The organism is Pseudomonas sp. MMS21 TM103 (assembly GCF_022132145.1).
In the GTDB taxonomy this organism is placed as follows: domain Bacteria; phylum Pseudomonadota; class Gammaproteobacteria; order Pseudomonadales; family Pseudomonadaceae; genus Aquipseudomonas.
In genome coordinates this window covers 294,344-313,259 of record NZ_JAJISP010000001.1, presented here as the reverse complement: position 1 = coordinate 313,259, position 18,916 = coordinate 294,344, and the positions used below count along the sequence as shown (strand labels likewise).

General features: G+C 60.7%; 23 protein-coding genes. 11 read left to right on the top strand and 12 right to left on the bottom strand.

Going from position 1 to position 18,916, the window contains the following annotated elements:
• Positions 1-18: 18 nt before the first annotated feature.
• On the bottom strand, positions 19-537 hold the full coding sequence (yjgA, locus tag LJY18_RS01515; RefSeq protein WP_238039970.1) for a ribosome biogenesis factor YjgA: 519 nt from the start codon (positions 535-537) through the stop codon (positions 19-21).
• 117 nt (positions 538-654) lie between these two features.
• Between yjgA and pmbA the strand changes: the two genes are divergently transcribed.
• Entirely contained in the window at positions 655-2,001 is a 1,347-nt protein-coding gene (gene pmbA / locus LJY18_RS01510; protein ID WP_238039969.1) for a metalloprotease PmbA, read from the top strand.
• 165 nt (positions 2,002-2,166) lie between these two features.
• Here the strand turns inward: pmbA and LJY18_RS01505 are convergent, their stop codons facing one another.
• From LJY18_RS01505 to LJY18_RS01460, 10 genes are all read right to left on the bottom strand, one after another.
• On the bottom strand, positions 2,167-2,439 hold the full coding sequence (locus LJY18_RS01505) for an HPr family phosphocarrier protein (protein ID WP_238039968.1): 273 nt from the start codon (positions 2,437-2,439) through the stop codon (positions 2,167-2,169).
• Between the two features lie 13 nt (positions 2,440-2,452).
• Complete coding sequence (rapZ, locus tag LJY18_RS01500; RefSeq protein WP_238039967.1) at positions 2,453-3,310, bottom strand: RNase adapter RapZ; 858 nt, start codon at positions 3,308-3,310, stop codon at positions 2,453-2,455.
• Positions 3,311-3,312: 2 nt separating this feature from the next.
• On the bottom strand, positions 3,313-3,786 hold the full coding sequence (ptsN, locus tag LJY18_RS01495) for a PTS IIA-like nitrogen regulatory protein PtsN (RefSeq protein WP_238039966.1): 474 nt from the start codon (positions 3,784-3,786) through the stop codon (positions 3,313-3,315).
• 15 nt (positions 3,787-3,801) lie between these two features.
• The gene (hpf, locus tag LJY18_RS01490; protein WP_079203139.1) at positions 3,802-4,110 is read right to left on the bottom strand and encodes a ribosome hibernation-promoting factor, HPF/YfiA family; all 309 of its coding nucleotides are present in this window, start codon (positions 4,108-4,110) and stop codon (positions 3,802-3,804) included.
• Positions 4,111-4,299: 189 nt separating this feature from the next.
• Entirely contained in the window at positions 4,300-5,808 is a 1,509-nt protein-coding gene (locus LJY18_RS01485) for an RNA polymerase factor sigma-54 (RefSeq protein ID WP_238039965.1), read from the bottom strand.
• Positions 5,809-5,941: 133 nt separating this feature from the next.
• Positions 5,942-6,667 carry an LPS export ABC transporter ATP-binding protein gene (gene lptB, locus LJY18_RS01480; protein WP_238039964.1) on the bottom strand — a complete coding sequence of 242 codons (726 nt, stop codon included), beginning with the start codon at positions 6,665-6,667 and terminating at the stop codon, positions 5,942-5,944.
• Between the two features lie 2 nt (positions 6,668-6,669).
• Positions 6,670-7,212 (bottom strand): lipopolysaccharide transport periplasmic protein LptA, encoded by a 543-nt coding sequence (gene lptA / locus LJY18_RS01475; RefSeq protein ID WP_238039963.1) that lies wholly within the window; start codon positions 7,210-7,212, stop codon positions 6,670-6,672.
• The gene (gene lptC / locus LJY18_RS01470) at positions 7,199-7,768 is read right to left on the bottom strand and encodes an LPS export ABC transporter periplasmic protein LptC (RefSeq protein WP_238039962.1); all 570 of its coding nucleotides are present in this window, start codon (positions 7,766-7,768) and stop codon (positions 7,199-7,201) included. The genes lptA and lptC overlap by 14 nt, the downstream gene beginning before the upstream one ends.
• A 9-nt stretch (positions 7,769-7,777) precedes the next feature.
• Entirely contained in the window at positions 7,778-8,302 is a 525-nt protein-coding gene (kdsC, locus tag LJY18_RS01465) for a 3-deoxy-manno-octulosonate-8-phosphatase KdsC (protein WP_238041094.1), read from the bottom strand.
• A gap of 14 nt (positions 8,303-8,316) precedes the next feature.
• Positions 8,317-9,297: a KpsF/GutQ family sugar-phosphate isomerase gene (locus LJY18_RS01460; protein WP_238039961.1), complete on the bottom strand. Its 981-nt coding sequence runs from the start codon at positions 9,295-9,297 to the stop codon at positions 8,317-8,319.
• 282 nt (positions 9,298-9,579) lie between these two features.
• Here LJY18_RS01460 and LJY18_RS01455 point away from each other — a divergent pair, with 282 nt between their 5' ends.
• From LJY18_RS01455 to hisC, 10 genes are all read left to right on the top strand, one after another.
• Complete coding sequence (locus tag LJY18_RS01455) at positions 9,580-10,389, top strand: ATP-binding cassette domain-containing protein (protein ID WP_238039960.1); 810 nt, start codon at positions 9,580-9,582, stop codon at positions 10,387-10,389.
• On the top strand, positions 10,389-11,186 hold the full coding sequence (gene mlaE / locus LJY18_RS01450; protein ID WP_238039959.1) for a lipid asymmetry maintenance ABC transporter permease subunit MlaE: 798 nt from the start codon (positions 10,389-10,391) through the stop codon (positions 11,184-11,186). The genes LJY18_RS01455 and mlaE overlap by 1 nt, the downstream gene beginning before the upstream one ends.
• A complete protein-coding gene (gene mlaD, locus LJY18_RS01445) occupies positions 11,186-11,653 on the top strand; it encodes an outer membrane lipid asymmetry maintenance protein MlaD (RefSeq protein WP_238039958.1) in 468 nt (155 codons plus the stop codon). Before mlaE ends, mlaD begins: the two co-directional genes overlap by 1 nt.
• Positions 11,654-11,667: 14 nt before the next feature.
• Entirely contained in the window at positions 11,668-12,306 is a 639-nt protein-coding gene (locus LJY18_RS01440) for an MlaC/ttg2D family ABC transporter substrate-binding protein (protein WP_238041093.1), read from the top strand.
• A complete protein-coding gene (locus tag LJY18_RS01435; protein ID WP_238039957.1) occupies positions 12,303-12,611 on the top strand; it encodes an STAS domain-containing protein in 309 nt (102 codons plus the stop codon). The genes LJY18_RS01440 and LJY18_RS01435 overlap by 4 nt, the downstream gene beginning before the upstream one ends.
• Positions 12,612-12,786: 175 nt before the next feature.
• Positions 12,787-13,026: a BolA family protein gene (locus tag LJY18_RS01430; protein ID WP_172144079.1), complete on the top strand. Its 240-nt coding sequence runs from the start codon at positions 12,787-12,789 to the stop codon at positions 13,024-13,026.
• Between the two features lie 12 nt (positions 13,027-13,038).
• On the top strand, positions 13,039-14,304 hold the full coding sequence (gene murA / locus LJY18_RS01425) for a UDP-N-acetylglucosamine 1-carboxyvinyltransferase (RefSeq protein ID WP_238039956.1): 1,266 nt from the start codon (positions 13,039-13,041) through the stop codon (positions 14,302-14,304).
• Positions 14,305-14,382: 78 nt separating this feature from the next.
• The gene (gene hisG, locus LJY18_RS01420) at positions 14,383-15,018 is read left to right on the top strand and encodes an ATP phosphoribosyltransferase (protein ID WP_172144084.1); all 636 of its coding nucleotides are present in this window, start codon (positions 14,383-14,385) and stop codon (positions 15,016-15,018) included.
• 123 nt (positions 15,019-15,141) lie between these two features.
• Positions 15,142-16,452 (top strand): histidinol dehydrogenase, encoded by a 1,311-nt coding sequence (gene hisD / locus LJY18_RS01415; RefSeq protein WP_238039955.1) that lies wholly within the window; start codon positions 15,142-15,144, stop codon positions 16,450-16,452.
• A 120-nt stretch (positions 16,453-16,572) separates the two neighbouring features.
• A complete protein-coding gene (gene hisC, locus LJY18_RS01410) occupies positions 16,573-17,625 on the top strand; it encodes a histidinol-phosphate transaminase (protein ID WP_238039954.1) in 1,053 nt (350 codons plus the stop codon).
• A gap of 113 nt (positions 17,626-17,738) precedes the next feature.
• Here hisC and algW read toward each other — a convergent pair whose 3' ends face one another.
• Positions 17,739-18,881, bottom strand: a complete 1,143-nt coding sequence (algW, locus tag LJY18_RS01405; RefSeq protein WP_238039953.1) for a Do family serine endopeptidase AlgW — start codon at positions 18,879-18,881, stop codon at positions 17,739-17,741.
• Between the last annotated feature and the right edge of the window lie 35 nt (positions 18,882-18,916).

Here is an 18,916-nt window from a genome sequence, read left to right as displayed (position 1 = left end):
CCCACCCTTGGGGCAGGATCAGCGCAATCCGCGTTGGGCTTCGTCCAGTTCGCGGATGTATTTGAAGATTTTGCGCGAGGCCGCTGGCGCTTTGTTCTGCGCCAGTTCGTGCTGGGCCTGACGAATCAACTGACGCAGGTGTTGCCGATCTGCTTCAGGATAGTCGCCCACAAAGGCTTCCAGGGTCTCGTCGGTGCCGTTGATGAGACGGTCACGCCAGCGCTCCAGGCCATGAAAGCGTTCGTTGTACTGGCGAGTCGAGGCGTCCAGTTGGTCGAGCAGAGAAAGAATCGCGTCGATGTCCTGATCGCGCATCAGCCGGCCGATAAACTGCACATGGCGTTTTTTTGCGGAATTGGCCGTGTGCTTGGGCGCCTCTTCGAGGGCGCGGCGCAATTCGTCGGTCATCGGCAGTTTGTTGAGCAGGTCGGGCTTCAGGGTGGTCAGGCGTTGACCCAGGTCTTGCAAGGCGTGCAGCTCGCGCTTGACCTGGGTTTTACTCTTCTCGCCGGAGAAGTCATCAAGATATTCAGGCATGGGGGCGGTCCAGTGGAAAACGCCGCCATGATAGCAAGTATCCAACCGCAAGCGTTCGGCCCGCCGCATCACGTGCGAAGCCCGCAGTAGATCCCGGACAGATTTTTAGGAGTTGTTATGAGTGCAGTAGATAGTGTCGGCCCCGAGGCCGTGCCGCAGTTGCAGGCCCAGGTCGAGCAGATCATCGCCGAGGCGAAGAAGCAAGGCGCCAGTGCCTGCGAGGTGGCCGTGTCGGTGGAGCAAGGGTTGTCCACCTCGGTTCGCCAGGGCGAAGTCGAGACGGTCGAATTCAATCGTGACCAGGGATTTGGCATCACCCTGTATGTCGGCCAACGCAAGGGCTCGGCAAGCACCTCGGCGAGTGGCGATGCCGCTATCCGGGAAACCGTGGCGGCGGCTCTGGCGATTGCCAAGCATGCGTCGGAAGATGAGGCGGCGGGCTTGGCCGATGCCGCGCTAATGGCGCGCGAGTTGCCGCAACTGGACTTGTATCACGCCTGGGCCATCAGCCCTGAGCAGGCCATCGAGCAGGCGCTGCGCTGTGAAGCCGCCGCCTTTGCCGCGGATCAGCGGATCAAGAATGCCGACGGTACCACCCTCAATACCCACCAGGGCTGCCGGGTGTATGGCAATAGCCATGGTTTCGTCGCGGGCTATGCCAGCACGCGGCACAGCTTGAGCTGTGTGATGATCGCCGAGGACGGCGGGCAGATGCAGCGCGATTACTGGTATGACGTCAATCGTCAGGGCGAACTGCTGGCCGATGCCGCAGGGATTGGTCAGCGTGCCGCGCAGCGTGCGGTCAGCCGCCTGGGGGCGCGACCGGTGCCGACCTGCGAAGTGCCGGTGCTATTTTCCGCCGAATTGGCCACCGGGCTGTTCGGGCATTTCCTCGCGGCTATTTCCGGCGGCAACCTGTACCGCAAGTCATCCTTTCTCGAGGGTGCCCTGGGTCAGCAGTTGTTCCCCGACTGGCTGACTCTCGACGAGCGCCCGCATATTCCGCGTGCCCTGGGCAGTGCGGCCTTCGACGGCGATGGACTGGCGACCTATGCCAAGCCCTTTGTCGCAGGCGGCGAACTGGTCTCCTACGTACTGGGCACCTACTCGGGGCGCAAGCTGGGCATGCCGAGTACGGCCAACTCCGGTGGTGTACATAACCTGTTCGTCAGCCATGGCGCGGAGGATCAGAACGCGCTGCTCAAGCGCATGGGCCGTGGCCTGCTGGTCACCGAGTTGATGGGGCAGGGTCTGAACATGGTTACCGGCGACTATTCGCGTGGGGCTGGCGGTTTCTGGGTGGAGAACGGCGAGATCCAGTTCCCGGTGCAGGAAGTGACCATCGCCGGCAATCTGCGCGACATGTTCAAGCAGATAGTTGCGGTGGGCAACGATCTCGAGCTGCGCAGTAATATCCGCACTGGCTCGGTGTTGATCGAGAAGATGACGGTGGCCGGTAGCTGATACCCGCCCTGGACGGCCAGCTAGCACTAACAGCGAAGGGCGCCCATTGGCGCCCTTTTGTTCGGCTGTGTCTTCAGGTTCTCTGTCCCAGGCAATCTAATGCGGCAACCAAGGCAGAAGCTCAGCTGCATCAATGCGGGGGTATGCAGCTTGGCATTTGAGCGGTTATTCGCCCTCGTCGAAGTAGTTGTTGATCAGTTCGATCAGGGCCTTGAGTGCGTCATCATCCTGCTCACCTTCGGTGTGCAGGTGAATCGGCGTGCCTTTGCCAGCCGCAAGCATCATTACCGCCATGATGCTTTTGCCGTCTACCAGGCTCTCCGGTGCGCGGCCGACCTTGACCGTGCAAGGGAAGCGCCCGGCGACACCGACGAACTTGGCTGCTGCGCGTGCATGCAGGCCCAGCTTGTTGATGATGGTGATTTCGCAGGAAGGCATCGCGGCAGGATCCTTAGCTAAGGTCGCGGTGGCGAACCTGGACATTTTTCAGAATGGGTTTCAGGGTCTCGCCCAGGCGATTGGCCAGATATACCGAGCGGTGATGACCGCCAGTGCAGCCTATCGCCACTGTGACATAGGCGCGGTTGCTGGCGGCGAAGCGGGGCAGCCATTTTTTCAGGTAGGCAAGGATGTCCTGGAACATTTCTTCGACATCGGCCTGAGCCGCCAGATAGTCGGCCACCGGCTGATCGAGCCCGGAGAAATCGCGCAGGTCCGGCTTCCAGTAGGGGTTGGGCAGGCAGCGCACATCGAACACCAGATCGGCATCCACCGGCATGCCGCGCTTGAACCCGAACGACTCGACCAAAAAGGCCGTGCCTGGCTCGGGCTGATTGAGCAGGCGCAGTTTCAGGCTGTCGCGTAACTGGTAGAGGTTGAGATGGGTGGTGTCGATCTGCAGGTCGGCGAGGTCGGTGATCGGCCCGAGCAGCAGGCTTTCATCGGCGATGGCCTCGGCCAGCGAGCGGTTCTCGTTGGTCAGTGGATGGCGCCGGCGAGTCTCGGAAAAGCGCTTGAGCAGGGTTTCCTCATCGGCATCCAGGTAGATCACGTCACACTTGATATGCCGCGCACGCACCTCCTCGAGAATTTCCGGGAAACGCTTGAGCTGGCTGGGCAGGTTGCGCGCGTCGATCGACACGGCGACTTGCGGGTGGAGCAGTTCGGTATCCTGCAGAGTGCGCTCCGCCAGTTCGGGGAGCAGACCGGCCGGCAGGTTATCGATGCAATAGAAACCGTTGTCCTCAAGGACGTCGAGGGCAGTGCTTTTGCCGGAGCCGGAGCGACCGCTGACGATGATCAAGCGCATGGTCAGGCCTGGTTGAGCTGGCTTTGTATGTCCACCACGACCTGATACAGCGCGTCGCTGCTCTGGGCTTGGCGCAAACGCTCACGCACATCGCTGCGGTCGAGCATGCTGGCGATCTGGCGCAGCAGTTCCAGGTGTTCGTCGGTGGCCGCTTCCGGTACCAGTAGGACGAACAGCAGGTCGACCGGGGCGCCGTCGATGGCATCGAAGTCCACCGCTGAATCCAGGCGCAATAGGGCACTGATCGGTGCGTTGCAGCCCGGCAGGCGACAGTGCGGAATGGCAATGCCATTACCGAAACCGGTCGAACCGAGTTTTTCGCGGGCGATCAGGCTTTCGAAAATGTCTTGGCCGTCCAGGTCAGGCAGTTCGCGTGCCACCAAGTTGGCTATCTGTTCGAGTACACGTTTCTTGCTGCCTCCCGGCACGTTCACCAGGGAACGGCCGGGGGTCAGGATATTTTCGAGTCGGATCATAGGAGGGAGGCGATCTCAGCGGGCCATAGCGCCTTGCTGACGGTCGATCTGCTTTTCCTTGTGCTTGATGAGTTGACGGTCGAGTTTGTCGGTCAGTAGGTCGATGGCTGCGTACATATCGTCGTGTTCGGCATTGGCGACCACTTCACCGCCGGCGATATGCAGGGTGGCTTCGATTTTCTGCTTGAGTTTCTCGACCTCCATGGTGACTTGCACGTTGGTGATCTTGTCGAAATGGCGCTCCAATCGACCGAGTTTTTCGTCGATATAGTCGCGCAGGGCGTCGGTCACATCCAGCTGGTGTCCACTGATGTTGACTTGCATACCGTTTCTCCTTGTTGCCGCGTATGAGAGACAGGCTATCGGGCCTGTCACCGGAATACTTTGGCGTGAAAGACGCTGGCAAGGCGCGCCTGGCACTGTCGCTCGGGTCTTGGCAGTGTGGCTGCTATCGAGAGAGCGAGGCCGGGTATGCTGTGTGCCTTATTTGTGGGTCTTTCGTCGAGTGCCACCTTACATCAATCGTTTGCGCTCACTGGAGGGCGCTATGCCGAGCGATTCACGGTATTTTGCGACTGTGCGGCGGGCTACTTGTATGCCCTGTGCCTCCAGTAAACCAGCGATCTTGCTGTCACTCAACGGCTTTTTTGCATTTTCCGCGGCGACTAGTTTTTTGATGATGGCGCGGATCGCCGTCGACGAGCATTCGCCGCCTTCGGAGGTACTGACGTGGCTGGAGAAGAAATATTTCAGCTCGTAAATGCCCCGCGGGGTGTGCATGAATTTTTGCGTAGTGACCCGCGAAATGGTCGATTCATGCATGCCCACCGCTTCGGCGATGTCGTGCAGGACCAGGGGCTTCATCGCCTCGTCGCCATAGTCGAGAAAGCCGCGCTGGTGCTCGACGATCTGAGTGGCAACTTTCATCAGGGTTTCGTTGCGACTCTGCAGGCTCTTGATGAACCAGCGCGCTTCCTGCAGCTGGTTGCGCATGAAGGTGTTGTCGGCACTGGAGTCGGCGCGTTTGACGAAGCCGGCGTATTGCGCATTGACCCGCAGGCGCGGCATGGCTTCCTGGTTCAGCTCCACCAGCCAGCGGTCGTTGTGCTTGCGCACGATGACGTCAGGCACCACGTATTCCGGCTCGCTCGACTCGATCTGTGAGCCGGGGCGGGGGTTGAGGCTCTGGATCAGTTCGATGACTTGGCGCAGCTCGTCTTCCTTGAGCTTCATGCGGCGCATCAGTTGGCTGTAGTCGCGGCTGCCGAGCAGATCGAGGTAGTCGCTGGCCAAGCGCTGAGTCTCAGCCAGCCAGGGCGTCTTGGCCGGGAGCTGGCGCAGTTGCAAGAGCAGGCACTCGCGCAGATCACGGGCGGCGATGCCGGCCGGCTCGAACTGCTGGATGCGGTGCAGGACTGCTTCCACTTCATCGAGTTCGATGTCCAGGTCCGGATCGAAGGCTGCGACGACTTCCTCGAGGCTTTCTTCCAGATAGCCCTGATAGTTGATGCAGTCGATCAGGGTGACCCCGATCAGCCGATCCTTGTCGGACATCGGCACCAGATTGAGCTGCCAGAGCAGGTGGCTCTGCAGGCTTTCGCCAGATGAAGTGCGAGTAGTGAAGTCCCACTCGTCATCGTCATTGCTCGGCAGGCTACTGGCGCTGGTCTGGTAGACGTCTTCCCAGGCGGTGTCGACCGGCAGTTCGTTGGGAATGCGTTCGTTCCATTCACCCTCTTCCAGGTTGTCCACCGTCTGTGGAGTTTCCTGATGGCTGTTGTCCTGGTAGGACTCTTCCTGCTGAGGGGTGGGCGCCGGGTTTTCGGCGCCATCGGCCAAGGGGTTCGAGTTGTCGAAGTCGTCACCGTCTTCTTCACGCTCGAGCATCGGGTTGGACTCCAGGGCCTCCTGGATCTCTTGCTGCAGATCCAGGGTAGACAATTGGAGTAGGCGAATGGCCTGTTGCAGCTGCGGGGTCATCGTCAGCTGCTGGCCCATTTTCAGGACTAGCGATGGTTTCATTGCAGACCTTATTTGCCGGCGTCTGTGCGCAATCCACTACAGGGCGCCGTGGCGCCACAAGGAAGCAAATTATATGCCTGATCTGCAGTGGTTTGCCTAGCTCTGGCTGCTATTCGGTAGAGAAAAACCGCTGTTACAGGCGGAACTCGTGTCCCAGGTATACGTCTTTGACCAGTTGATTGGCCAGAATGGCATCGGCATCGCCTTCGGCGATCAGTTGGCCGTCGCTGACGATGTAGGCAGTTTCGCAGATATCCAGGGTTTCGCGGACGTTGTGGTCGGTGATCAGTACGCCTATTCCCTTGGCCTTGAGGTGGTGGATGATCTGCTTGATGTCGCCGACCGAGATCGGGTCGACGCCAGCAAAGGGTTCGTCGAGCAGGATGAATTTGGGATTGGAGGCCAGGGCGCGGGCGATTTCCACGCGGCGGCGTTCGCCACCGGACAGGCTCATGCCGAGGTTGTCGCGGATGTGGCTGATATGGAATTCCTGCAGCAGACTTTCCAGTTCTTTGCGACGGCCGGCCCGGTCCAGCTCCTTGCGGGTCTCGAGGATGGCCATGATGTTATCGGCCACGCTGAGCTTGCGGAAAATCGAGGCTTCCTGCGGTAGGTAGCCGACGCCCGCTCGGGCGCGGCCATGCATCGGCAGGTGGCTGACGTCGAGGTCGTCGATCAGTATGCGGCCCTGGTCGGCCTGCACCAGGCCGACGATCATGTAGAAACAGGTGGTCTTGCCTGCGCCGTTGGGGCCGAGCAGGCCGACGATCTGCCCGCTGTCGATGCTCAGGCTGACGTCGCGCACGACTTGGCGACCTTTGTAGCTCTTGGCCAGGTGCTGGGCTGTCAAAGTGGCCATTGCTACTGCGCCTGCTGTTCGGCTGGTGGGTTCTTCGGCTGGATCACCATGTCGATGCGTGGCCGCGGCGTAGTGATGTTGGTGCCGGTGGCGCGGCCGGCATTGACGATCTGGCGTTGGGTGTCATAGACGATTTTCTCGCCCTCGAAGGTATTGCCTTCCTGGATCACTTTGGCCTGGTCGATCAGCACGATGCGTTCATTCCGGGCGAAATACTGGATGGTCAGGCCGTAGGCCTTGACGATCTGTTTGTCCGCGGACGGCTTCTGTTCGTAATAGGCGGGTTTGCCTACTGAAGTGAAAATTTCGATGTCGCCCTGTGCGTTCTGGGTAATGGTCACGGTGTCGCCCGTGATCTTCAGGGTGCCCTGGGTGATCACCACGTCGCCGCGATAGACCGCGACGCCTTGTCGATCGTCGAGTTCGGCACTGTCGGCCTGTACGCGGATCGGCTGCTCTCGGTCAGTGGGCAGCGCCCAAGCGCAGGTGCTCGCGAGCGCAGCGCTCAAGCTGAGCAAAAGTGGGAAGGTTTTAACGAACCTCATGCAGGCCTCTTACGTTGGACAGCAGGAGCATCCTGCCGTCATTCAAATACGCTTTCATTCCTTGTGCCGTTGTTACTCCATTGGCCGCGACGATTCTAACGGCTTGCTGGGTCTGCGCATATTCCTTATCCGGAAATACGGTCAGGCGACTGGTGGTCAGGATCGTCGGGCGACCCTTGGCATCGGTGCGTTCAACGCGAACGTTGTCGATCAATTCCACTTCCTTGCCTTGCGGCGCCACTTCGGCACGCTCGCTGTTGACCTTCCAGGGCAGTTCGGTGCCGCGATACAGATGCAGGAAGGGCTTGCTCAGCAGGGTGATGTCGCTGCTCTTGATGTGCTCCAGCTTGTCGCTGGTCATCTGGTAATGCAGCTTGCCGTCGGCCTGGTATTGCACGGTAGTGGCATTGACCACGTAGAAGTCGATGGCGTTTTCGCCGCCGGCTTGGGCCGGGCGCTCGGAAAAGCTGTCGGGGTTGATGTTCCAGTAGCCGACGGCGGCGAGCAGTGCGGCCGCGAAAGCGTAAAGGATGGGGGGCAGGAGTTTGCGCAGCATAGGGGGGCTCTACAGGTAGGCGGCTTGGGCGGCGTCGAGGCTGCCTTGGGCACGCATGATCAGCTCGCAGAATTCACGGGCTGCGCCTTCACCGCCGCGGGCCTGGGTCACGCCGTGGGCATGCTGGCGGACAAAAGGGTCTGCGCTGGCGACCGCCATGCCCAGGCCAACCCGGCGGATCACCGGCAGGTCGGGCAGGTCGTCACCCAGATAGGCGACTTGCTCATAGCTTAGGCCGAGTTCGCCAAGAAGCTCGTCGAGAGCCACAAGTTTGTCTTCGCGGCCCTGATACAGGTGCTGGATGCCCAGGTTTTTTGCCCGGCGCTCAACCACGGGGGTCGTGCGTCCGCTGATTATGGCGGTGCGCACACCCGAAGCGATCAGCATCTTGATGCCGTGGCCGTCGAGGGTGTTGAACGTCTTGAATTCGCTGCCGTCGACCAGAAAATAGAGTTTACCGTCGGTGAGTACGCCGTCGACATCGAAAATCGCCAGTTTGATGGCCTGGGCGCGCTGTTGCAGATCAGGGTTCATTGCCACAGGGTTCATCACATTACTCCGGCGCGTAGCAGGTCATGCATATTCAGGGCGCCGACCGGTCGGTCGTCGCTGTCGACCACTACCAGTCCGCTGATTTTGTGGTCTTCCATGATTTTCAGTGCTTCAGCGGCGAGCATCTCTGCGCGTGCGGTTTTACCGTGTACGGTCATCACGTCATCGATCCTCGACTGGCGCACATCGATGCCGCGATCCAGGGTGCGGCGCAGATCGCCATCGGTGAAGACGCCGGCCAGGCGTCCGTCGTCCTCGATTACCACGGTCATGCCCAGGCCTTTCTGCGTCATTTCCAGCAGGGCGTCGCGCAGCGAGGTGCCGCGCTGCACGCTAGGCAGGCTGGCGCCGCCATGCATGACGTTCTCCACTTTCAGCAGCAGGCGGCGGCCGAGGGCGCCGCCGGGATGGGAGAAGGCAAAATCTTCGGCGGTAAAGCCGCGGGCTTCCAGCAGGGCAATGGCCAGGGCGTCGCCGAGGACCAGGGAGGCGGTGGTGGAAGAGGTTGGCGCCAGGTTGAGTGGACAGGCTTCCTGGGATACGCGGGCGTCCAGGTTGACTTCGGCGGCCTTGGCCAGCGCTGAATCCGGGTTGCCGGTCATGCTGATGAGGGTGATGCCGAGGCGCTTGATCAGCGGCAGCAGGGTGACGATTTCCGCCGTCGAGCCCGAGTTGGACAGGGCCAGCACTACATCGTCGCGGGTGATCATGCCCATGTCGCCATGGCTGGCTTCGGCCGGATGAACGAAAAATGCGGTGGTGCCAGTGCTGGCCAGGGTGGCAGCAATCTTGTTGCCGATATGCCCTGACTTGCCCATTCCGACCACTACCACGCGGCCTTTGCTGGCCAGGATGAGGTCGCAGGCGCGAGTAAAGTTGCTGTCGATGCGAGGCAGCAGCTCTTCAATCGCCTCGAGTTCCAGGCGAATGGTGCGTTGTGCGGACTTGATCAGCTCGTTGGACTGGCTCATTGGCATCGGCATCTTTTAGGCGGGTCGAATAAAAGGCGGCGATTATAGCGGGAAAGATTCGCGCACTCACCTTTGAATCGTTCGGTGGCTGGGTTTGAGCATTTTTGACGGTCGCCAGCCGGCAAATGTTCACTTGTGTAGCCGCCGGTTTGTAAACATATGTTCGGCCTTGGGCAGGCTAATTTGGCAATGATATAGTGCCCGGCCATTTCGCCCGGTCCGGCAACTGCGGTGTCTTAGCAACGCTGGCGGGCGTCTGTCAGGGAGGCTGCATTCCAAGGAGCAGAGATGAGTGCCGAGCAGCAATATGCGGTCGAGCTGAAAAACCTCAGTTTTCAGCGGGGCGACCGGGAGATTTTCAAAGATATAGACATTCGCATTCCGCGCGGTAAGGTCACTGGCATCATGGGGCCTTCCGGCTGTGGCAAGACCACGCTGCTGCGCCTGATCGGTGCGCAGCTCAGGCCGAGCAAGGGTGAGGTATGGGTCAATGGGCTGAACCTGCCGAGCCTTTCGCGCAGCGAGCTGTTCGACATGCGCAAGCAGATGGGCGTGCTGTTCCAGAGCGGTGCGCTATTCACTGACCTGGATGTGTTTGAGAACGTCGCGTTTCCGCTGCGTGTGCACACCCAGCTCTCTACCGAAATGATTCGTGACATTGTGCTGATGAAGCTGCAGGCCGTAGGTCTGCGCGGTGCGCTGGAATTGATGCCGGATGAACTGTCCGGTGGCATGAAGCGCCGCGTAGCGCTGGCGCGGGCGATTGCCCTCGACCCCCAGATACTGATGTACGACGAGCCTTTCGTAGGCCAGGACCCGATTGCCATGGGGGTGCTGGTGCGCTTGATTCGTCTGCTCAGCGATGCCTTGGGTATTACCAGTATCGTGGTGTCCCACGACCTGGCAGAAACCGCCAGCATTGCCGACTACATCTACCTGGTGGGCGACACCAAGGTACTGGGTCAGGGCACGCCAGACGAGTTGATGAACTCGGATGACCCGCGTGTTCGCCAGTTCATGCAAGGCATTCCAGACGGGCCGGTGCCGTTCCACTTTCCGGCGGCAGACTACCGCGACGATTTATTGGGGGGGCGCTGATGCGCAAGACATCTACGCTCGAGCGGATCCGTCTGTTTGGTCGCGCCGGCATCGATGCAGTAGCCACGCTTGGGCGTGCAACGGTGTTCCTGCTGCGCGCACTGTTCGGTCGCAACTCTGCCGGCAGCCCGCTGCAGCTGCTGATTAAGCAGTTGTATGCGGTTGGCGTCATGTCGCTGGCGATCATCGTCGTGTCGGGGGTTTTTATCGGCATGGTTCTGTCGCTGCAGGGTTTCAATATCCTGTCTGACTACGGTTCGGAGCAGGCAGTCGGGCAGATGGTCGCCCTGACCTTGTTGCGCGAACTCGGTCCCGTGGTCACCGCCTTGTTGTTCGCCGGGCGCGCGGGATCCGCGTTGACCGCGGAAATCGGCAACATGAAATCCACCGAGCAACTGTCCAGCCTGGAAATGATCGGTGTCGATCCGCTCAAGTACATCGTGGCGCCGCGCCTGTGGGCTGGTTTCATCTCGATGCCGTTGCTCGCGGTGATTTTCAGCGTGGTCGGTATCTGGGGCGGGGCGATGGTCGCCATCGACTGGCTCGGCGTTTATGAAGGTTCGTTCTGGGCCAACATGCAGAACAGTGTTTCGTTTCGTGAAGACGTGCTCAATGGTGTGATCAAAAGCATCGTTTTCGGTTTTGTCGTTACCTGGATTGCCGTTTTCCAGGGTTATGACTGTGAGCCGACCTCGGAAGGCATCAGTCGGGCTACCACTAAAACAGTTGTTTACGCCTCGCTCGCCGTGTTGGGGCTGGACTTTATTCTGACCGCTTTGATGTTTGGAGACTTCTGATGCAAAACCGCACACTGGAGATTGGTGTCGGCCTGTTCCTGTTGGCCGGGCTATTGGCCCTGCTGCTGCTGGCGTTGCGCGTCAGTGGTCTGACGGTGGGTAGCAGCGATACTTACAAGGTCTATGCGCACTTTGAGAATATCGCCGGTCTAACGGTACGGGCCAGGGTGACGATGGCAGGGGTGACCATCGGTAAAGTGACCGCAATCGATCTGGATCGCGACACCTACACCGGGCGTGTCACCCTTTTGCTGGATAACAGCGTGGACAACCTGCCCACCGATTCGACTGCCTCAATCCTGACCGCCGGTTTGCTCGGTGAAAAGTACATCGGTATCAGCGTTGGCGGTGATGAAGAGGTGCTCGTCGATGGCAGTACCATCTACGACACTCAGTCTTCGTTGGTGCTGGAGGATCTGATCGGTAAATTCCTGCTCAATTCGGTCAATAAAGACGGGGCTAATTAATGAGGGCTACCACTATGCTCAAGACCCTGCGTAACGGTCTGATCACTCTGTTATTGGCCATGCCGCTGCTGGCTGTCGCCGCGCCAAGTGCCTATCAGGTGGTGGAGCAAACCACGACCACTCTGCTGGAAGACCTCAAGGTCAATAAAGACAAATACCGCAATGATCCAGCGGCTTTTTATGCCGCGCTGAACGAGATTCTTGGTCCGGTGGTGGATGTTGACGGCATTTCCCGTGGGGTGATGACCGTGCGTTATTCGCGCCAGGCCACGCCAGAGCAGATGCAGCGCTTTCAGGAAAGCTTCAAGCGCAGTCTGATGCAGTTCTATGGCAACGCCCTGCTCGAATACAATAATCAGGATATTCGCGTGCTGCCACCCAGTGGCAAGCAGAATCCGCAGCGCACATCGGTGAACATGGAGATCAAGGACGGCAATGGCACCCTCTACCCGCTGTCTTACACCATGGTCAATCAGGATGGCGGCTGGAAAATGCGCAACCTGATCATCAATGGCATCAACGTCGGCAAGCTGTTTCGCGATCAGTTCGCCCAGTCCATGCAGGACCACAGCAATGACCTGGACAAGGTTATCGACAGCTGGACCGATACCGTCGCCAAGGCCCGTCAGCCTAAATCTACGGGTGAGTCGTGAGTCGGGCCGCCATCGTCGAACAATCATCCGGGCTGTTTCAGCTATCGGGCGTGCTCGATTATCTCAGTGGTCCACTCTTGCGCGAGCAGGGGGGGCGGCTGATTGCCGCCAGCCAGGCGGCAAGCTGCGTGATCGACTGTGGGGCTGTGGACAAGTCCAGCAGCGTCGGCCTGTCGCTGCTGCTGGCATTCATGCGCGATGCCCAGGCAGCAGGCAAGGGCTTGGTGGTGCGCGGTCTGCCCGAGGATATGCGCGAGATAGCCAGTGTCTCCGGGCTGATGGATGTGCTGCCGCTGGAAGAATGAGTCCGTCTCCGGTCGGGATAGCCCCGCGCGGGGTTCGCAGGCGAGTGGCTTTTTTTGTATGATGCGCGACCGCGAGCTTTGTAGTCTGTCGGGCTTGCCTCCGTGCTAGTGCGGAAAAGTCCTCCAGCTCCCAAGACTCTGCTGTCGTTTTTCAATGCGTTGATCGAGGTTGAGCATGCAGGCCTTAGAAGTGAAAAGCCTCCTGGAGGCCAAACTGCCGAACACCCAGGTGGAAGTTGAAGGCGAAGGCTGTAACTTTCAGCTGAATCTGATTAGTGATGAGTTGGCTGGCCTGGGTCCGGTCAAACGTCAACAGCAGGTCTACGCTCACCTCAATCCCTGGATTGCCGATGGCAGTATCCATGCGGTGAGCATGAAATTCTTCAGCCGTGCCGATTGGGCCGCGCGCTCCTAAATCGAGAGAGACATGGACAAACTGATTATTACCGGCGGTGTGCGCCTGAATGGCGAGATCCGCATTTCCGGGGCGAAGAATTCCGCCCTGCCGATTCTCGCGGCCACCCTGCTGGGCGATGCGCCGGTGACCATCTGCAATCTGCCGCACCTGCACGACATCACCACCATGATCGAGCTGTTCGGGCGCATGGGCATCGAGCCGGTCATCGACGAGAAACTCAGTGTCGAAGTCGATGCGCGGGCGATCAAGACGCTGATCGCACCCTACGAACTGGTCAAGACCATGCGCGCCTCGATCCTGGTGCTCGGGCCGATGGTGGCGCGTTTCGGTTATGCCGAAGTCGCCCTGCCCGGCGGTTGCGCGATAGGTTCGCGCCCGGTCGATCTGCACATTCGCGGCCTCGAAGCCATGGGCGCGACCATCGATGTGGAGGCCGGCTATATCAAGGCCAAGGCGCCCGAGGGCGGGCTGCGTGGTGCGCATTTCTTCTTCGATACCGTGAGCGTGACCGGTACCGAAAACATCATGATGGCCGCCACCCTGGCCAAAGGCCGCAGCGTGCTGGAAAACGCCGCGCGCGAGCCGGAAGTGGTGGACCTGGCCAATTGCCTGATCGCCATGGGCGCCAAGATCAGCGGTGCCGGCACCGACACCATCACCATCGACGGCGTAGAGCGCCTGCACGGTGCGCGCTTCAATGTGATGCCCGACCGTATTGAAACCGGCACCTACCTGGTGGCTGCTGCGGCGACTGGCGGCCGGGTCAAGCTGAAAGACACCGATCCGACCACGCTGGAAGCGGTGCTGTCCAAGCTGCAGGAAGCGGGCGCGGAAATCACTACCGGTACTGACTGGATCGAGCTGGACATGAAAGGCAAGCGGCCGAAAGCCGTGAACCTGCGAACGGCTCCCTATCCGGCGTTCCCCACCGATATGCAGGCGCAATTCATTGCCCTCAACGCTATTGCCGAAGGTACCGGTACGGTAATCGAGACCGTGTTCGAGAACCGCTTCATGCACGTCTATGAAATGACTCGCATGGGTGCGCAGATCATGGTCGAGGGCAATACCGCAATCGTCACCGGTGTCGACAAGCTCAAGGGCGCCCCAGTCATGGCCACTGACCTGCGTGCCTCGGCCAGCCTGGTCATCGCTGCACTGGTCGCCGATGGCGATACCCTGATCGACCGCATCTACCACATCGACCGTGGCTACGAGTGCATCGAGGAAAAACTGCAGATGCTCGGCGCTAAAATTCGCCGCGTGCCGGGTTAGGTTGATGCTGATCGCAGCGATGCCCAACAACCAGCCCGGCAGGGCTGGTCTGGTCCCGTTCCAAAGGAAATATGCTTCATGCTGACCATTGCGCTGTCCAAGGGCCGCATCCTCGACGACACCCTGCCGCTGCTCGCCGCGGCAGGCATCGTGCCGACCGAGAATCCGGATAAAAGCCGCAAGCTGATCATCCCCACCACCCAGGCGGATGTGCGCCTGCTGATCGTGCGTGCCACCGATGTGCCGACCTATGTCGAGCATGGCGCCGCCGATCTCGGGGTGGCCGGCAAGGACGTGTTGCTCGAGTACGGCGGCCAGGGCCTGTATGAGCCGCTGGATCTGCGCATCGCGCTGTGCAAGCTGATGACCGCCGGTGCCGTCGGTGCGCCCGAGCCGAAAGGCCGGCTGCGCGTGGCCACCAAATTCGTCAATGTGGCCAAGCGTTATTACGCCGAACAGGGCCGTCAGGTCGATATCATCAAGCTCTATGGCTCGATGGAGCTGGCGCCGCTGGTGGGGCTGGCCGACAAGATCATCGACGTGGTCGATACCGGCAATACCCTGCGCGCCAATGGCCTGGAAGCGCAGGAGCTGATCGCCCACATCAGCTCACGGTTGATCGTCAACAAGGCTTCGATGAAGATGCAGCACGCGCGCATCCAGGAGCTGATCGATACCCTGCGCGAAGCCGTAGAGGCACGACACCCCAGCTAATACCCTCAACGCGGCAATACGCCGCGTCTGCCTATCCATGTCATAGCCAATTTTCTCGGGCGTCCATGCGGTGGGCTTGGTAGCCTGTCGACGCCCGAGCATTTGCCAATCATGAGGCCCGCTATGACTGCTGCTATCGCCATCCGCCGACTCAATGCCGCCGACCAGGACTTTGCCCGTCATCTGGATCATCTGCTCAGCTGGGAAGGCGTCTCGGACGATGCTGTCAACCATCGCGTGCTGGAGATCATCAAGGCCGTGCGCGAGCGTGGCGACGCGGCACTGGTCGAGTTCACCCAGAAGTTCGACGGCCTCGAGGTCGCCTCGATGGCCGACCTGATCCTACCGCGCGAGCGTCTGGAACTGGCCCTGACCCGCATCACCCCGGCGCAGCGCCAGGCTCTTGAAGTCGCCGCCGAGCGCGTGCGCCTGTACCACGAGAAGCAGGTGCAGGATTCCTGGACCTACACCGAGGCCGACGGCACCGTGCTCGGCCAGAAAGTCACCCCGCTGGATCGTGCCGGCCTCTATGTGCCGGGTGGCAAGGCCTCCTATCCGTCCTCGGTGCTGATGAACGCCATTCCGGCCAAGGTCGCCGGGGTGCCGGAAGTGGTGATGGTGGTGCCGACCCCGCGTGGCGAGATCAACGAACTGGTACTGGCGGCTGCCTGCATCGCCGGGGTCGACCGGGTGTTCACCATCGGCGGTGCCCAGGCCGTGGCGGCATTGGCCTATGGCACCGAGAGCGTACCGCCGGTGGACAAGATCGTCGGTCCCGGCAACATCTATGTGGCCACCGCCAAGCGTCATGTATTCGGCAAGGTCGGTATCGACATGATTGCCGGGCCCTCGGAAATTCTGGTGGTCTGTGATGGTCAGACCGACCCGGACTGGATCGCCATGGACCTGTTCTCCCAGGCCGAACATGACGAGGATGCGCAATCGATCCTGGTCAGCCCGGATGCGGCTTTCCTCGACCGTGTGGCCGAGAGCATCGCCAGGCTGTTGCCGACCATGGAGCGTGCCGAGATCATCCGCACCTCCCTGGAAGCCCGCGGCGCGCTGATCCAGGTGGTCGACATGGCCCAGGCCATCGAGGTGGCCAACCGCATCGCCCCGGAACACCTGGAGCTGTCCGTCGCTGATCCCGAGCAGTATCTGCCGCAGATCCGTCATGCCGGCGCGATCTTCATGGGCCGCTACACCGCAGAAGCGCTGGGCGACTACTGCGCCGGGCCGAACCACGTGCTGCCGACCTCCGGCACTGCGCGCTTCTCCTCGCCGCTGGGCGTGTATGACTTCCAGAAGCGTTCCTCGATCATCCAGTGTTCGGCCGCCGGTGCGTCCGAGCTGGGCAAGACCGCTTCGGTGCTGGCCCGTGGCGAGTCGCTGACCGCTCACGCGCGCAGTGCCGAGTACCGGATCAAGGCCTAAGACCGATCCCTAGAAGCCAGCTTGCCGGCCATGCTCTTGAGTATGTGATCGCCGAACCACAGCAAGCTGGCTCCTATCCTATATAAGCCGATTCCAACGAATTCGAGGAGAGAAGGGCAGATGAGCAAATTCTGGAGCCCCTTCGTCAAAGACCTGGTGCCCTATGTGCCGGGCGAGCAGCCGAAACTGGCCAAGCTGGTCAAACTCAATACCAACGAAAACCCCTATGGTCCGTCGCCCAAGGCGATTGCGGCGATGCAGGCCGAGCTCAACGACTCCCTGCGGCTGTATCCGGACCCGAATGCTGAGCGCCTGAAGCAGGCCGTCGCCGACTATTATGCTGTGCGGCTCGATCAGGTGTTCGTCGGAAACGGTTCCGACGAAGTGCTGGCGCATGCCTTCCATGGCTTGTTTCAGCACGACAAGCCGTTGCTGTTCCCGGACATCAGCTACAGCTTCTACCCGGTGTATTGCGGCCTCTATGGCATCCGTTCGGAGGTGATCGCGCTGGACGAGCAGTTCCAGATTCGCGTCGAGGACTATGCCCGGCCCAATGGCGGCATCATCTTTCCCAACCCCAATGCGCCGACCGGCTGCCTGTTGGCTCTGGAGGCTGTCGAGCAACTGCTCAAGGCCAATCCCGACAGCGTGGTGCTGGTCGACGAGGCCTATATCGATTTCGGCGGTGCCACGGCGATCAGCTTGGTCGACCAATACCCGAACCTGCTGGTGACCCAGACCTTGTCCAAGTCGCGCTCTCTGGCTGGCCTGCGCGTCGGTCTGGCGGTGGGTCACCCGGATCTGATCGAGGCGCTGGAACGGATCAAGAACAGCTTCAACTCCTACCCGCTGGACCGCGTGGCGATTGCCGGCGCGGCGGCGGCCTTCGACGATCGCGAGTACTTCGAGCGTACCTGTCAGCAGGTCATCGAGAGTCGTGAAGTCACCGTGGTTGGCCTGCAGGCGTTGGGGTTCGAGGTGCTGCCCTCGGCTGCCAACTTCGTCTTCGCTCGCCATCCGCACAAGGATGCGGCGACGCTGGCGGCTGGCCTGCGTGAGCAGGGTGTGATCGTGCGTCACTTCAAGCAGGCGCGGATCGCCCAGTTCCTGCGCATTAGCATTGGGGCGCCGGAGCAGAACCAGGCGTTGCTGGATGCGCTCGCAAGCCTGTAACTCAAAGTAGGGTGAGCTGGGGTCGGCCTATTCGCGCCGCCCCTCAGTGAGGCGAACAGGCCGCGGCTTGGCGGTTGCCAAGCGGCGGGATAAAGCGCGCGGCGAGGAAGTTGTCAGTCTTCTTTCACGGGTGGGCGCACGCCTATTTCGGCACTCAGTTCCTGTCGTTCGCCGTTACGCATGATATCGATGCGGATCTTTTCGCCGGGCTTGGTGCGGGCCACCTGGTTCATCGAGCGGCGGCCGTCCCCGGCTGCTTCGCCATCGATGTTGAGGATCAGGTCGCCGGGTTGCAGGCCGGCCTTCTGCGCCGGGCCATCGCGGTAGATACCGGCGACGACGATGCCCGGGCGACCTTCAAGGCCGAAGGATTCTGCCAGCTCTGGGGTCAGCGGTTGCACTTCGATGCCCAGCCAGCCGCGTATCACCTGACCCTGCTCGATGATCGCCCGCATCACTTCCAGCGCCAGTTTCACCGGGATGGCGAAACCAATACCTTGCGAGCCACCGGTATCGGAGAAGATCGCGGTGTTGATGCCGACCAGGTTGCCGTGGGCATCGACCAGCGCGCCGCCCGAGTTGCCCGGGTTGATCGCCGCATCGGTCTGGATGAAGTCTTCGTAGGTGTTGAGGCCCAACTGGTTGCGCCCGGTGGCGCTGATGATGCCCATGGTCACGGTCTGGCCGACGCCGAAGGGGTTGCCGATGGCCAGGGTGACGTCGCCGATCCTGATATTGTCCGAGCGACCGAGGGTGATCGCTGGAAGATCAGGCAAATCGATCTTGAGCACGGCGAGGTCGGTTTCCGGATCGCTGCCGATTATCCGGGCCATGGTTTCGCGGCCATCGCGCAAGGCCACCACTATCTGGTCGGCGCCAGTCACCACGTGGTTGTTGGTCAGCAGGTAGCCTTCTGTACTCATGATCACCGCCGAGCCGAGGCTGGACTCCATGCGCCGCTGCTTGGGCAGGTTGTCGCCAAAGAACTTGCGGAATTTATCGTCCTCGAGCATGGGTTGAGGCGGTTTGTTGATGAATTTGGTGGTGTAGAGGTTGGCCACCGCAGGCGAGGCAGTGCCCACTGCGTCGGCGTAGGACACCGGGCCTTCCTGCGTGGGGCCATAGGCAGGCGCCTGGCGTAGCCGCACATCATGCATGGGCAGGCCAACCCATTGTGGAAAGTACTGAATAATCAGTAGTGCCAATAGCACACCGACCAGCAGGGGCCAGCCGAGAAAACGCAGGGCCTTTAACATCAATGGAATCCTGAAGGTTGCGGGGAGGCTGATTC